Source organism: Streptomyces sp. NPDC058295 (assembly GCF_042880655.1).
GTDB classification, from domain to species: domain Bacteria; phylum Actinomycetota; class Actinomycetes; order Streptomycetales; family Streptomycetaceae; genus Streptomyces; species Streptomyces coriariae.
Map to the genome: position 1 here is coordinate 472,548 of NZ_JBHVYO010000001.1, position 13,506 is coordinate 486,053.

Sequence of the window (13,506 nt, forward strand, 5' to 3'; positions counted from 1 at the left end):
AGGGGCCCGCCGAAGCGGACCCCTCTGCCTGCCTGCGTGCGGGCGGAACTACTCGACTTCGCTCCCGGCGGTGGCGGGGGCAGTAGCCCCGGCCTGGGCCCTGGCCTTGACCCGGCCCTCCTTCAGGAAGGCGACGCCGACCACGAGGGCGGCGACGAGCAGCGACAGCAGCACGGTCGTCCGCCCGCTGCTCTCCCCCTCGGTGTCGGTCAGCATGTAACCGAGCACGAAGACGATCAGCGCGGCCGTCGCCCAGGTCAGATACGGGTACAGCCACATCTTCACGACCAGCTTCTCCGGCGACTCGGCCTGGATGATCTTCCGCATCCGCAGCTGCGAGAAGCAGATCACGAGCCAGACGAACAGGGCCACGGCGCCGCTGGAGTTCACGAGGAAGAGGAAGACGGAGTCCGGGAACTTGTAGTTGAAGAAGACGGCGACGAACCCGAACAGCACCGAGGCGACGATCGCCGCGAGAGGAACGCCACGACTCGTCGTCCGGGCGAACATCTTCGGCGCGTCACCCCGCTCGCCGAGCGAGAAGGCCATACGGGAGGCCGTGTAGAGGCCGGAGTTGAGACAGGACAGCACCGACGTCAGCACGATGAAGTTCATGATCTGACCGGCGTGCGCGATCCCGAGGGAGTCGAGGGCGGCCACGTAGGAGCCCTGCTCCTTGATGGACGCGTCGTCCCAGGGCAGCAGCGTGACGACGACGAAGATCGAACCGAGGTAGAAGACGCCGATACGCCAGATGATGCTGTTCGTGGACTTCGTCACGGCCCGCTGCGGGTTCTCGGACTCGCCGGCCGCGAGGGTGGCGATCTCGCTGCCCATGAAGGAGAAGACGACGAGCAGTACGCCGGTGAGGATGGCGCCGGGTCCGTTGGGCAGGAAGCCGCCGTGGTCGGTGAGGTTGCCGAGCCCCGCCTTGTCGCTGTCGGCACCGGGCAGCACGCCGAAGACGGCGAGCCCGCCGACGACGATGAAGGCGCCGATCGCGACGACCTTGATCCCGGCGAACCAGAACTCGAACTCGCCGTAGGACCCGACGGAGACCAGGTTGGTGGCGGTCAGCACCACCATCACGATGAGCGCCCACCCCCACTGCGGTACGCCGGGCATCCACCCTTCGAGGATCTTGGCCCCGGCGGTGGCCTCCACCGCGAGCACGACGACCCAGAAGAACCAGTACAGCCAGCCGATGGAGAACCCGGCCCAGCGGCCGAGCGCCCGGTCGGCGTGCGCGGAGAACGAACCGGAGGTCGGATTGGCCGCGGACATCTCGCCCAGCATCCGCATCACCAGCACCACGAGCGTGCCGACGAGAGCGTAGGACAGCAGAATGCCCGGCCCGGCGGTGGCGATACCGGTACTGGAACCGACGAACAGTCCGGCTCCGATGACCCCGCCGATGGCGATCATCGACAGATGACGGTTCTTGAGTCCTGCCTGAAGTCCGGATCCGGATCCGCTTCCGGGTTCTCCGGAACCTCCTGGGCCGTGCTCGGCCTTGGTGAGGGTCGGCTGCGAAGTCATGAGGGTGTTTTCCTTTGCGCCGCGTGAGGGGAATCAGGTGCGTCGTGCGTGGGGGCGTACGAGCCGGTCCAGTGAATCCGAGGTGAATGAATTCGGGAACCTTTGATTCCAGATCGTTACTTGAGGTTTTCCTGAGCTTCTATGGGATTACTCAGGGATTTCGGACGCGGCACCCGGCGCTGCTACCCCGCAACACTCGTGTCACACTCATCCCATGCGCGTGTATCTCGGCTCGGACCATGCCGGCTTCGAACTCAAGAACCACCTCGTCGAATGGCTCAAGGCGGCGGGTCACGACCCGGTCGACTGCGGGCCCCACGTCTACGACGCCCAGGACGACTACCCGCCCTTCTGCCTCCGCGCCGCGGAGCGGACGGCCGCGGACCCCGAGTCCCTCGGCATCGTGATCGGCGGCTCCGGCAACGGCGAGCAGATCGCGGCGAACAAGGTGAAGGGCGTCCGTGCCGCCCTGGCCTGGAGCGAGGAGACCGCGTCCCTCGGCCGCCAGCACAACAACGCCAACGTCGTAGCGGTCGGCTCCCGCATGCACACCCAGGACGAGGCGACGAAGTTCGTCGAGACCTTCCTCGCCACCCCGTTCTCCGAGGACGAACGCCACATCCGCCGCATCGACATGCTGTCGTCGTACGAGACCACAGGCGACCTCCCGGCAATCCCGCCCCACCACCCGCAGCAGTAGGCGCGGCCGAAGCCTCGCCGCCCTCCGCCGGGGCGGAGGGCGAAGCCCTGCCGTGATGGGGGGCCGAAGTCCCACCGGGGTGTGGGGGTAAGGCCCTGTCCGGGGCGCAGGGGCGGAGCCCCGCCGGGGGTGCCCGGGGCGGAGCCCCCGGCGGGGCCTGGGGCGGAGCCCCGGACGTCTACCTGTCACCTGGCCGAGTCGGGTGGCTGGGTGGGCGAGGTCCTGACGGAGCCCCGGTGTGGCCGGCCTGTCACCTGGCCGAGTGTCGGGTAGGCGGGCGAGGGTCGGGGCGGAGCCCCGGCGTGGGTGGCCTGTCACCTGACCGAGTCGGGTGGGCGGGTGGGAAAGAGAAGGAGACCCCGGTGCCGGAAGGGCACACGATTCACCGACTGGCGCAGGACTACGCCCGTTTCATCCACCACCCCCTCCGAGTAACCAGCCCCCAGGGCAAGTTCACCGAGGCCGCCGCCCTCCTCACCGGCACCCCCCTCACCCACACCGAGGCCCACGGCAAACACCTCTTCCTCGGCTTCACCGGCGACCGGTGGATCCACATCCACCTGGGCCTCTTCGGCAAGGTCACCTTCGGCCCGGCCCCCGCGCCGCCGCCCACGGACACCGTCCGTCTCCGCCTCGCCGACCCCACCTCCTATGTGGACCTCCGAGGCCCCACCACCTGCGCTCTGATCACGGGCGACGAGAAGCAGGCGATACACGCCCGCCTCGGCGCCGACCCCCTCCGCGCCGACGCCGACCCCCGGGCCGCGTACACCCGCGTCTCCCGCAGCCGTACGACGATCGCCGCCCTCCTCATGGACCAGAAGATCATCGCCGGCGTCGGCAACGTCTACCGGGCCGAGGTCCTCTTCCGGCACCGCATCGACCCGTACCGCGCGGGCAGGGACATCACCCCCACCGAGTGGGACGCGATCTGGGCCGACCTGGTCGCCCTGATGCGCGAGGGCGTCCGCAACAACCGCATCGACACGGTCCGCCCGCAGCACACCCCGGAAGCGATGGGCCGCCCGCCGCGCGTCGACGACCACGGCGGCGAGGTGTACGTCTACCGCCGTACGCACCAGCCCTGCCACCTCTGCGGCGACGCCGTCCGCACCGCCGACCTCGCCGCCCGCAACCTCTTCTGGTGCCCGACCTGCCAGAAGAACTGACCGCTGGTGCCCGACCTGCCGACAGGACCGACCTGGCGGCAGTACCGGCAGGCCGGCAGGACCGACCTACCGGCAGGACCGACCGCGCGGCCCCGTCACAAGCAGGCCCGTCAGAACCCGTGCGGCAGCCAGGGGGCGGTCGTCGCCCCGAACCCGACAGAGGCCTCCGCCAGCGCGCCCTGCCGTAGCTCCCGCACCCGCCCGGCCCCCGCCAGCGAGGCCAGGCTGACACCCCCGAGATACGCCGCCCCCAACTCCCGTACGGACAACGCGAGATCGGCGGCATCGGAGGTCCGCCCGCACACCGCGCCCTTGGCGTCCCCCGACAGCCGCCAACGCCCAGAGTTCCAGGGGCAGAAGGCGTCCTCGACGTCCAGCACCACGTCCACCGGCGCCTGATACGTCCGCGCCTCGAGCGCCGCGCCCACGTCCACCGGCCGCACGTACAACGAGTCACGCACCCGCAGCTCGCACCGCCGGATGTCGGAGACGAGATGCCGCCAGGCCTCGTCCATCGGTCGCCCCCGCACCTTCAGCGAGGTCGTGAGGTCGATCCCGAACAGGAACCGCCACAGCGCCGCCTCCGACACCGGATCGACCCCCACCAGGTCCTGGAGCCGCACCTGCCCGTTGTGCCCGCTGTCCCGCCACTCGGACCGCACCCGGAAGCGGACGTACCCGGTGACCTCACCGTCCCGCTCGGCGAGCACGCACTGGAGCGGCGACGCCCCGCCCCGCTCGCTCTCCGGGTCGAGCAGCCCCAGCCGCTCCCAACCGGGCCGACGCGCGAGCATCCCGGCCCGGGCGGGCACGGTCCGCGCGTACACCGCCTCGCACACCTCGAGCTCCGCCCCGGGGTCGACGTACCGCAGCCGTACGTCGTCCGTGCCGGCCGGGACGGACAGCCGTACCCGACTGGTGTCGATCTCGGCGTGCAGTCCGTAGGTCGCCGCGGCGTACCCGAACCGTCCGTAGATGTCCGGTTCGGAGGCGGTGAGGATCGCGAGCGGCTCGCCCCAGGCCCGCACATCGTCCAGCTGTCGCCGCATCATCGACGTCAGCACCCCGCGCCGCCGGTGGGTGGCGCTCACGCCGACCATCGTCACGCCCGCCGCCGGCACCGAGGCCCCGCCCGGCACGGTCAGCCGGAAGTCGTACGCCCCCGCCGTGGCCACGCACTGGTCGCCGTCCCACACGCCCAGGGAGCGCTCGTACGAGGTGAGCGCCCTGAACAGCTCCCGTTCCTCGGTCGACTCCCCGATCCCACCGAAGGCGCGGAGCAGGGTGTCGTACCACTCGTCCCATTCGTCCCGGCGCAGCACTCGTGGTTCCCGCGACTCCCGCATCTCCCGCACCCTCCGCTTTTCCGGCGCTCGGCCGCGGAAGAGGTCGCACGGCCCGTCGCCTCACTCGTCATGGACTCATGCCTAGCAGTCCAATGCGGGACGAGCCAGCCAATTTCTCCCTCCTCGGGGCGCGAGCGCTTTCCGTGAAGTTCACTGTGAAGTTGAGCCTCGGAGGGGGGACAAGTGGGACCTCCCGTGCCAAGCGGCGGGTTCGATGGATAGGGTCCCGAACTAATGGCAGTAGGACGGCAGCGGCGCGCGGAAGCCGAGACGTTGACGGCCCGGTTGAAGCACATGATGCACCGGGTCCGCACCGGCCTGCGCAGAAGCGCCGTGGACTACTTCCGCGGCGACGGTTCGGACTGGATCGCGCTGGCGTTCCTGCTGCTCACGGTCCCGCTGATCGCCCTCACCACACTGGCCAACTCGGTGTGGTGCTCACCGGCCGCCCTGGTCCTGCCGATCGTCGCCGGCGGACTGCTGCTGCGCCCGTCGAGCCTGCTCGGCCTGTATGCCGCGGCGGCCACGGCGCTCATCGTTGAGTCGGTGCAACTGGGCCCGTACACGGAGGGCCCGTCCAGAGTCACCCCCGGCGTGGTCCTGGTCGTCGCAGCATGCGGTTTCTTCGGACTGCTCATCGCCCAGTTCCGCAGCCGGGTCGGCGTGCCCTGGCGGCGCGGCGGCACCATGCTCTTCGACCTGCGCGAACGCATCCGGGTGCAGAGCAAGCTGCCGAGCCTGCCGCAGGGCTGGCACCGCGAGATGGCGCTGAGGCCGGCGGGGGGCCAGTCCTTCTCCGGTGACTTCGTCGTCGCGGCCCGGACGAACGGCGGCCGCACCATGGAGGTCGTCCTCACGGACGTCTCCGGCAAGGGCATGGACGCCGGTTCACGGGCGCTGCTGCTGTCGGGCGCCTTCGGCGGCCTGCTGGGCTCGCTGCCCCCGCACGCCTTCCTCCCGGCCGCCAACGGCTATCTGCTCCGCCAGGACTGGGACGAGGGCTTCGCGACCTCCATCCACCTGGTCCTCGACCTCGACTCCGGCGACTACGAGCTCTACTCGGCGGGCCACCCGCCGGGCCTCCAGCTCAGCGCGGGCAGCGGCCGCTGGGAGGAGAAGGCCGCCGAGGGCCCCCTCCTCGGGGTGTACGACGGCGCCCAGTTCGACCCCGTGAAGGGTTCACTGCGCCCCGGCGATGTGCTGATGCTCTTCACCGACGGCCTGGTGGAGACCTCCGACCGGGACATCGTCGAGGGCATCGACCGCCTCACCGGCGAGGCCGACCGGTACGTGGCCGGCGGCTTCCAGGGCGCCGCCTGGCACCTGATCGAGGCGGTGGCGAAGGACGTCAACGACGACCGCGCCCTGCTGCTGGTCTGCCGCGAGGGCCCGACCTCCCAGTCGGTCCCGCTGTCCTGACTTCTGCCGCGACTTCCGAGGGAAGAACCACCATGCTCACCCTGTCCGAGGTCGAGACTCTCGCCCGCGCCGCCCACGAGGGGCAGACCGACAAGGCGGGCCGGCCCTACGCCGAGCACCTCCGGGCGGTCGCGGAGGGTGTACGCGCGCGTGGCGGCGACGCCGAGCAGATCGCGGCCGCCTGGCTGCACGACGCCGTTGAGGACGACGCCCTGTCCGAGACCTGGCTGCACGAGGCCGCGCTGAGCGACCGTACGAAGGCCGTCGTCCTGGCGGTCACCAAACGGGCGGGGGAGACGCCGGAGGCGTACGCGGGGCGCGTCCTGGCCACGCCGGGCGCGCTGTTGGTGAAGGAGGCGGACCTGGCGCACAACGCGGACCCGGCGCGACTGGCGGTCCTGGACGCGCCGACCAGGGCGCGACTGACCGAGAAGTACGCACGGATGCGCGCACTCCTCGGTCTCACGAACCACACCGGCCACACGGACTGAGACGTCAGGCCTCAGCCTTCGCCCGCCGCGCCTCTCGCATCTTCCGAGTCTCCTGCCCCTCGCGCGTCTCCTGCCCCTCCCGCGTCTCGCGCTCCCGAGCGAGTGCGGCGGCGTCCCGCTTGAAGGCCCACGCCATCTTCGGCTCCATCACGAACCGGAAGACCCGCCGTACGGGTGGGGTGCACAGCAGGGTGACGGCCACGGCGATCGCGACGGTGACGGCGATCTCGCCGAGCGGCCGGTGCAGCGCGGCGTGATCGAACCAGCCGCGATAGTCGGCGGCCTTGATCAGGAAGCCGTGCAGCAGATAGCCGCACAGCGTGCCCGCGCCGAGCGCCGTGAACCACATCGTGCGGCCCGGCACCCAGGAGAAGAAGCAGGCCGTCAGCAGCAGCGAGCAGCCGAACAGCGCGAGCTGCATGGCGGGGCCGACCCACCAGGGGAGGCCCAACTCCTGCGCGGATGAGCGGTGGTAGAGCCACCCGGTGTCCATCCTCGGCACCGCCCACCAGCAGAAGGCCAGGGAGAAGGCGAACACCGGGACTGCCGCGATCCGCACCGAGCGGCGGCGGACCGTCCGGAAGTGCTCGGGCTTGAGACACAGACCGAGCACGAAGTACGGCAGGAACTGCAGGACCCGCTGGAGGTCCAGATCACTGCCGAGGTTCGGAGTGAGGGACGCCAGCATCGCCATGACCAGCGCGAGCGGCAGCGGGTACCGGACCATCTTCCAGATGGGGGTCGTCAGCCGCCAGATGAACAGCGCGCACAGGAACCAGGTCAGGTAGTACGGGTCGAGGAGGGTGATGGCGGCCTGGGGGTCGTGGTCGACCACGCGCTTGAAGAGCGGATACGCGCTCTCGAAGACGACGTACGGCACGGCGACTCCGGTGACCAGCCGTTTCAACCGGCCGGGGCTGCCGTCGAAGCTGCGGGAGAAGAAGCCGGAGATGACGATGAAGGCCGGCATGTGGAACGCGTACACGAGCATGTACGCGGCCTGCAGCACCCGGCTGTCGCCCTTGAGCGGTTCCCAGGAGTGACCCACGGCCACCAGCACGATCGCCAGGTACTTCGCGTTGTCGAAGAACGCGTCGCGCTTCGCGGCGGGCCGCGGGGACGGTCGTCCGACGGATCTGTCCCTGGACTGGTCGTGCTGATCGTTCTGGTTCTGGGGCGAGCGCGGGCTCGGAACGAGAGACGAGGCGGCGTGGAACATTTGAGGCACCCTAGCGCCGCGCGGGCATATTCGTAAAACGCCCCAGGTCATTCCCAGTTATTGCCCTCCGGATTGCTCGGCCGTTGACCGCCGTATTGCCCGCCGGGTCGAGGACCACACAGAGCGGTCGACCGTGATGTCATGATTCATATCGACTAAAAGGTGCATAACGCCGGTTGTATGCCTGAGTTGCCGCGTCCGTCGCCACAATTCGAATTCCCTGCGCAGGCGTTGTGTGGACACGGCAACGAACCGTCCCAATTCCTGTGCGGGTACGTACTCGAATTGCTGTGCGGCGCACCCCCGGCGGGAGGACGCCACGCGATGATGTGTCACGGGCCGCATAGGGAGGCCCCGTTGGTGGCACGATGGTCTCGGGAGTGCGGACCGACCAAGGGTGTGTGATCAGTTGTGGCCATTTCACTGTCAGTGGTGCTGCTGTTGGCGATCATCCTGGTGGTGCTCATCCGGGGAGGGTCGATCAAGGCGGGGCCGGCCATAGTCGCGATCCTGTTCGGCTTCTTCCTCGCCTCGACCGGCATGGCCCCGTCGATCAACCGCTTCCTCGACTCCCTCGCGGACACCATCAACTCGATCAGCTTCTGAGGCCCGCCCTCGCGTGTCCGGGCGAGCGCCCGAAACACGACGAGGGCCGGGTCGGAGAAGTGATCTCCGACCCGGCCCGGGCCGTACAGAGCGGGCGACGGGAATCGAACCCGCGTAGCTAGTTTGGAAGATCGCGTACGTGGGTGCGGCCTGAGCTGGTGTAACGATGACCTGCGGGCTTCTTCGGCGACCGCCGTGGTTCCCCGCTGTTCCCCGCCCTGCGCCGCCCGTGCGGGCACGTGAGGGGCACGAACAGTCGAGGGCTAACCGCGGTACAGCAAGAGGGCTGCAAGTCCAGTCAGGGCTGTGACTAGGCTGGCAATAGCAGTGATCAGCGCTGCCGCTTGATGGCCTCGGGTGGCTGGCTCGCTGATTTCCCTTGCTGTACTGTTCTCTCTAACCCATACTCCATGGCGTCTGTCATGAGGCTCGGGTTGCGAGTGGTCGGGCTGCGGCACGATCTACTCCCCATATCGAGTGACCCGTACGGCGCGTCCGCCAAGACTCGACGCCATACGGGTCTTCGGTGTGCAGTTGCGGAACTTTAGCAGGCGTGACACTCCAACTGACCGGAGTCCGCGCGGGCTTGTGGTGGCTGGCTTGCTGATCTGACGGAGACCGTAGCAGCGGGTGGCCCAAGGCCCCATTGGGCGGGCTCTGTAGACGCTGAGTTCCGGCGACAAGGCGCTTGGCCTATAGCGCTGCCTTGCTGGTGCGCTGGGGGACTCTTGCTGGGGGGTTAGCAGCGCGTTGCTCGGGGTGCGGATCTCTCTTAGGTTGGCCAAATCTCGTCGGTAGAGTCGATGGGTCATGCCTCACTTCAGGAAATGCGGCACAGTCCAGCGCTCCCTCAACCCACGACTCCCCAGCTCCCATCCCGTCTGCCGTCGACCCACACACCGTGGAGCGGGCGTGGTTCAGGGCGTCAAGGTGGAGCGCGCCACTGTACGAACGACCTTGACGCCCTGGGCCGCGACTGCTCGGCTCTGCCTGGGTCGTCGGCAGACGGGATGGGAGCATCCCCGCCCCCGCCATCTACGGGCCGGCACTCGCGAACGGTGCCCCCGCCATCCTGGAGCCTGAGCGCCCCCGCCGGAGGCATATGTCCTTGCCTGTGCCGGGTGGGCAAGCCGTGTAGCTGTCCCCTTGTAGCCCCGGCATGTATTTCGCCCCCTTGCGGGCGCGGGCGTCGACGGCGGGCCAGCCCCGGCGGCGAAGACGAGGAGGGGCAGGCCCGGCGGCGGCGACCGGCGCCGCCGCGCTGTGCGCGGCCCCTTTTCGAACGACGTGAGAAGACTGATCAGTCCTTGAGGTGCCGGGAATCGTCAGGTGGCCCCGCCGCCGTCGATGTGCTCTTCCCCCTGGGCTCCGCCCACCTGGAGCGAGCGGAGCGAGCCTTGATGAGGTAGAGAAACCTGTAACAACTCAGCTCACGCCGCTACGGTCGGCAAGCTCTCGAAGCGTCTCGGGTAGGCGTCGGCCCGACAGTTGGATCAGGTCGCGAATGATCTCGCGGGCCAAGTGGTGATCGCGAATCTGCTCCGGGGCGTGGGTCTCGGCCTCCAAGAGTGCGGCGGTCGCCTCGCCCACGTGTCGGCGTTGCGAATGGGCCCGGGCCACGTCGAGCAGGAAGCGGGCCTGACGTTCGGCTGAGAGCCCACCGGCGTTGACTTCCGCCGCGATCTCCAGCGCAAGTCCGGCGTCCCCCAGCTCTACGGCCGTGCTCACGGCGTGGAGCCTGACGTTTGTGGGGCCGAACTCGGTGTCGAAGTCGTTCCGGTCCTCGCCAAGGCGTGTGGCGATCTCCCCAGCTCGGTTAAGGCGAACCTGTGTCTCCGACCGGTTGCCCTCCCGTGCGTTGATCACGGCGAGCACAAGGTTCATGGCGCCGAGAAGGGACAGTTCCTCCGGTGGGCAGGCGGGGTTCTCTGCCCGTGGGTCCAAGACGTCGACCGCTGACTTCGCGGCTTGCTCCGCCTGGTCCATGTGCTGCTGCCGCATGAACGCGTGAGCCATGCGAAAGAGGCTGGCCACCACCTCGAGCGGCTGGCCGGCCATCTCGGCCGCTTGCAAGGCGCGGTCTGCGGCAACCCATGCGGCGTCCGCCTGGTCCTGCCGGGTGAAGCTGGCGGCGGCTGCCTGGTAACTGCGCGCCCTGAGTGAGTGCAACTCGACGCGATCGGCTGCCGGCGCGTGGCGTACCGCGACTTCGATTTCGGGGAGCAACTTGGCAAGGTGATCGCTCAAAGCCGCAAAGCTCGATGCGTGCACGTACTCCCATGCCTGGTCAACGAGGTCGCGGAACTCGGCAAGCGTGGGCGCAGGGGAAGTCGGTGCGTGGTCGAACAGGCTGCCCAAGGCAGGGTGACCGGTGAGGGCCACGCGCAAGCCGTCTAGATCGTTGCTCTCCGGCTCGGCGGTCTCGTCTACAGGAGCTGCCAGGGACGGGGAGGCATCGGGACGGATTTCTCGTACGGAGACGCCAAGTGCATCGGCAAGGCCCTGAAGGATCGCCAAGCGTTCGACGGGCTGCACGCCACGCTCGACCTGGGACACCCAGCTCTCGGATCGCCCCATGGCGGTAGCAAGGTCGGCTTGCGACATACCTGCGGTCCGCCGAAGTTCCTTGATCCGCTGGCCGGTCGTGGGCGGGGGAGTACTCACTTCGCAGTCCCGCCCGGGTACTTGCCGGCGTACGGCTCCAGCCAGTCCACGTCGGTCTTCTCGATGTACTGCGTGCGCTCGCTCAAGAAGCGCAGTGTGTGCGGCTGGCGCTCGTGCTCCTCGAAGGCTGCCCGATCGGCGTAGATCTCGAAGAAGATCCGCTCGTTGGGCGCTCCCTCGACCGTGTGGCAGGCGTAGACCAGCGTTCCTGGCTCGTGCGCCTGAATCCCCGCTTCCGTCTCCTTCACGAGGGCATCGAAAGCGTCTCCCATGCCATCGCGCAGAGTGAAGCGGACAAAGAGAGCAAAGTTTGCCATAACTCCTCCTTCTTCCCGTAGCAGTCTCGCAGACTCAGAGTTTTGCTGCTAGTCGCAGATTTTCTGTTGACCCGCAGAAAAACTGCGAGTAGCTTCGAGAGTGTCAGAGAACAAGGCACCCCGGACTGCGTGCCATCCGCCAAGATCACAACGCAGCCCGGGGCTCATCCCACAAGGGGAGAACTCCATAATGCCGTCTTTCAAGATCGACACATCGACCGCTTTGGTGTTCGTGGCGACCGCGCCGGAGCCGAAGGTGAAGAACTTCCAGACCGGTGAGCGGGCCGTGAACGCTGAGGGCCGGGCCATGTCGACCGTGGGTCTGCTGGTCTCGGACGAGGGGGAGGGCAACCTCCTGAAGGTCAACGTTCCGGAGAACGGCTTCCCGGAGGGTCTCGCGCCGGGCATGCCGGTCCAGGTCATCGGCCTCAAGGCCAGGGACTGGGAGAACGTGATCAAGGGCGAGAAGCGCTCGGGTATCTCGTTCAGTGCGGTCGCGATCACCCCGGCGGCCTGACCATGTCGGACCTGGCGGTGTGGCTCGAAGCCACAGGGGCGTTAGCGGGGGCCGGTGGTCTCGGCTACGCGAAGCACCGCGCCCCGGGCGTCTACTGGTCGCTGGTCGGCCTGCCGGTGACGTGGGGCCGCTTCGCCCTCTCGTACCGGTCGACCATGGACGTGTGCGGGCTGACGGTCCGGCCGTCGCGACTGCGGGCGTTCATGACCCGCAACGTTGCCCGCCGTGAGGTACAGCCGGTTCCCCCGAAGATCCGCCGGATGCGCGGCACGTCGACCGGACTGCGGGTCACCCTGCGGCTCCCGGCCGGCCTGGAACCCGCCGATGTGATGGCCTCCTCGGAGCGGCTGCGTCACGCGTGGGGTGTGCACTCGGTGACCGTGGTGGAAGCGAAGCCTGGCTTCGTCGAGCTGCGGATGACCGGCTACGACGTACTGCGCCGGGTGCGGATGCCGCGTACGGCCCGCCCGCATGACCTGATCGTGCCGGTGGCGCTGCGCGAGGATGCGACCGCGTTCGAGCGGGACTACCGCAAGGCCCCGATGGCTCTCACGCTCGGGGCGAACCAGTCCGGCAAGTCCATGTACCAGCGCAACCTGATCAAAGGGCTCGCGCAACTGCCGGTGGCGCTGGTCGGCATCGACTGCAAGCGCGGGGTCGAACAGTCCGGCTTCGCGCCGCGTCTGTCCGCCTTGGCCACGACCCCGGACCAAGCGGCCTCGCTGCTCGGTCTCCTGGTCGCGGAGATGGAAGAGCGCTTCGACCTGCTGAGCCTGCACGGCGCTTCTGACCTGTGGGAACTCCCTGCGGACGTCCGGCCGGTGCCGGTGGTTGTCCTGATCGACGAGATCGCAGAACTCTTCCTGATCTCCTCGCGCAAGGATGAGGAGCGCCGCGAGCATCTCGTCACCTCTCTGATCCGGCTGGCACAGATGGCCCGCGCGGCCGGCATCTACCTGGAGATCTGCGGGCAGCGTTTCGGATCCGACCTGGGCAAGGGCGCCACGATGCTCCGTGCCCAGCTCACCGGCCGGGTCGTGCACCGCGTCAACGACAAACAGACCGCCGAAATGGGCCTCGCGGACGTCGCCCCGGACGCGGTCCCGGTCGCAAGCCTGATCGCGATGGAACGCCCCGGAACGGCCGTCGCGGCGGACGCCTCCGGAGGCTGGTCGAAGATCCGAACCCCGGAGACCTCAAAGTCCGAAGTGATCGCGGTCTGCCGGAAGTTCGCCCACCTGGTCCCGGACATGCCGTTCCTGGACCCGTTCCGCCCCTTCGTGCCCGCTGAGAAGCCAGCGGCCGGTCCGTCGCTGGTCAAGCCCCGCCCGGTCACGGAGTGATCACCGTGGTCGCGCGAAAGACCACCGCCCCGGAACCTCCGAAGTGCCCGGTCTGCCTGGGCTCCGGAGAGGTCTCCCGCACCGTCCACGTGGGCCGCAAGCGTCGCCCGGTCGGCCAACAGACCGGCCTCTGCCTCAACTGCCTCGGCAGCGGCGAAGCCTCCACCGACTGAATC

General features: G+C 68.7%; 13 protein-coding genes. 8 read left to right on the forward strand and 5 right to left on the reverse strand.

The window, feature by feature from the left end; genetic code table 11:
* Positions 1 to 48 precede the first annotated feature (48 nt).
* Complete coding sequence (locus tag ACFVYS_RS02085; protein WP_389497926.1) at positions 49 to 1,539, reverse strand: amino acid permease; 1,491 nt, start codon at positions 1,537 to 1,539, stop codon at positions 49 to 51.
* A gap of 214 nt (positions 1,540 to 1,753) precedes the next feature.
* Here ACFVYS_RS02085 and ACFVYS_RS02090 point away from each other — a divergent pair, with 214 nt between their 5' ends.
* Positions 1,754 to 2,239, forward strand: a complete 486-nt coding sequence (locus tag ACFVYS_RS02090) for a ribose-5-phosphate isomerase (RefSeq protein WP_389497928.1) — start codon at positions 1,754 to 1,756, stop codon at positions 2,237 to 2,239.
* Between the two features lie 362 nt (positions 2,240 to 2,601).
* Positions 2,602 to 3,408, forward strand: coding sequence for an Fpg/Nei family DNA glycosylase (locus tag ACFVYS_RS02095; protein ID WP_389497930.1), 807 nt, complete (start codon positions 2,602 to 2,604; stop codon positions 3,406 to 3,408).
* Positions 3,409 to 3,518: 110 nt separating this feature from the next.
* On the opposite strand, the gene ACFVYS_RS02100 is transcribed toward ACFVYS_RS02095, so the two are convergent.
* On the reverse strand, positions 3,519 to 4,754 hold the full coding sequence (locus tag ACFVYS_RS02100; RefSeq protein ID WP_389497932.1) for a GNAT family N-acetyltransferase: 1,236 nt from the start codon (positions 4,752 to 4,754) through the stop codon (positions 3,519 to 3,521).
* Positions 4,755 to 4,988: 234 nt separating this feature from the next.
* On the opposite strand from ACFVYS_RS02100, the gene ACFVYS_RS02105 reads away from it, so the two are divergent.
* A complete protein-coding gene (locus ACFVYS_RS02105) occupies positions 4,989 to 6,173 on the forward strand; it encodes a PP2C family protein-serine/threonine phosphatase (RefSeq protein ID WP_389497933.1) in 1,185 nt (394 codons plus the stop codon).
* 32 nt (positions 6,174 to 6,205) lie between these two features.
* Positions 6,206 to 6,664 (forward strand): HD domain-containing protein, encoded by a 459-nt coding sequence (locus tag ACFVYS_RS02110; RefSeq protein ID WP_389497935.1) that lies wholly within the window; start codon positions 6,206 to 6,208, stop codon positions 6,662 to 6,664.
* A gap of 4 nt (positions 6,665 to 6,668) precedes the next feature.
* Here ACFVYS_RS02110 and ACFVYS_RS02115 read toward each other — a convergent pair whose 3' ends face one another.
* Positions 6,669 to 7,883, reverse strand: coding sequence for an acyltransferase family protein (locus ACFVYS_RS02115; protein ID WP_389497937.1), 1,215 nt, complete (start codon positions 7,881 to 7,883; stop codon positions 6,669 to 6,671).
* Between the two features lie 411 nt (positions 7,884 to 8,294).
* Here ACFVYS_RS02115 and ACFVYS_RS02120 point away from each other — a divergent pair, with 411 nt between their 5' ends.
* A complete protein-coding gene (locus ACFVYS_RS02120; RefSeq protein WP_030779494.1) occupies positions 8,295 to 8,489 on the forward strand; it encodes a hypothetical protein in 195 nt (64 codons plus the stop codon).
* Between the two features lie 1,425 nt (positions 8,490 to 9,914).
* On the opposite strand, the gene ACFVYS_RS02125 is transcribed toward ACFVYS_RS02120, so the two are convergent.
* Both ACFVYS_RS02125 and ACFVYS_RS02130 read right to left on the reverse strand, forming a co-directional pair.
* Positions 9,915 to 11,153, reverse strand: coding sequence for a helix-turn-helix domain-containing protein (locus tag ACFVYS_RS02125; protein ID WP_389497938.1), 1,239 nt, complete (start codon positions 11,151 to 11,153; stop codon positions 9,915 to 9,917).
* Positions 11,150 to 11,470 (reverse strand): putative quinol monooxygenase, encoded by a 321-nt coding sequence (locus ACFVYS_RS02130; protein ID WP_389497940.1) that lies wholly within the window; start codon positions 11,468 to 11,470, stop codon positions 11,150 to 11,152. Before ACFVYS_RS02130 ends, ACFVYS_RS02125 begins: the two co-directional genes overlap by 4 nt.
* A gap of 190 nt (positions 11,471 to 11,660) precedes the next feature.
* On the opposite strand from ACFVYS_RS02130, the gene ACFVYS_RS02135 reads away from it, so the two are divergent.
* Genes ACFVYS_RS02135 through ACFVYS_RS02145 form a run of 3 tightly spaced genes read left to right on the forward strand, consistent with a single transcriptional unit; the run spans position 11,661 to position 13,503 of the window.
* On the forward strand, positions 11,661 to 11,987 hold the full coding sequence (locus ACFVYS_RS02135) for a hypothetical protein (protein ID WP_389497942.1): 327 nt from the start codon (positions 11,661 to 11,663) through the stop codon (positions 11,985 to 11,987).
* Positions 11,988 to 11,989: 2 nt separating this feature from the next.
* A complete protein-coding gene (locus tag ACFVYS_RS02140) occupies positions 11,990 to 13,330 on the forward strand; it encodes an FtsK/SpoIIIE domain-containing protein (RefSeq protein WP_389497944.1) in 1,341 nt (446 codons plus the stop codon).
* 5 nt (positions 13,331 to 13,335) lie between these two features.
* A complete protein-coding gene (locus ACFVYS_RS02145; RefSeq protein ID WP_389498038.1) occupies positions 13,336 to 13,503 on the forward strand; it encodes a hypothetical protein in 168 nt (55 codons plus the stop codon).
* Positions 13,504 to 13,506 lie beyond the last annotated feature (3 nt).

Excerpts from the sequence above, each read along its gene's own strand:
- ACFVYS_RS02085 (WP_389497926.1), bottom strand. The coding sequence starts at position 1,539 with ATGACTTCGCAGCCGACCCTCACCAAGGCCGAGCACGGCCCAGGAGGT.
- ACFVYS_RS02090 (WP_389497928.1), top strand. The coding sequence starts at position 1,754 with ATGCGCGTGTATCTCGGCTCGGACCATGCCGGCTTCGAACTCAAGAAC.
- ACFVYS_RS02100 (WP_389497932.1), bottom strand. The coding sequence starts at position 4,754 with ATGCGGGAGTCGCGGGAACCACGAGTGCTGCGCCGGGACGAATGGGAC.
- ACFVYS_RS02105 (WP_389497933.1), top strand. The coding sequence starts at position 4,989 with ATGGCAGTAGGACGGCAGCGGCGCGCGGAAGCCGAGACGTTGACGGCC.
- ACFVYS_RS02110 (WP_389497935.1), top strand. The coding sequence starts at position 6,206 with ATGCTCACCCTGTCCGAGGTCGAGACTCTCGCCCGCGCCGCCCACGAG.
- ACFVYS_RS02115 (WP_389497937.1), bottom strand. The coding sequence starts at position 7,883 with ATGTTCCACGCCGCCTCGTCTCTCGTTCCGAGCCCGCGCTCGCCCCAG.
- ACFVYS_RS02130 (WP_389497940.1), bottom strand. The coding sequence starts at position 11,470 with ATGGCAAACTTTGCTCTCTTTGTCCGCTTCACTCTGCGCGATGGCATG.
- ACFVYS_RS02135 (WP_389497942.1), top strand. The coding sequence starts at position 11,661 with ATGCCGTCTTTCAAGATCGACACATCGACCGCTTTGGTGTTCGTGGCG.
- ACFVYS_RS02140 (WP_389497944.1), top strand. The coding sequence starts at position 11,990 with ATGTCGGACCTGGCGGTGTGGCTCGAAGCCACAGGGGCGTTAGCGGGG.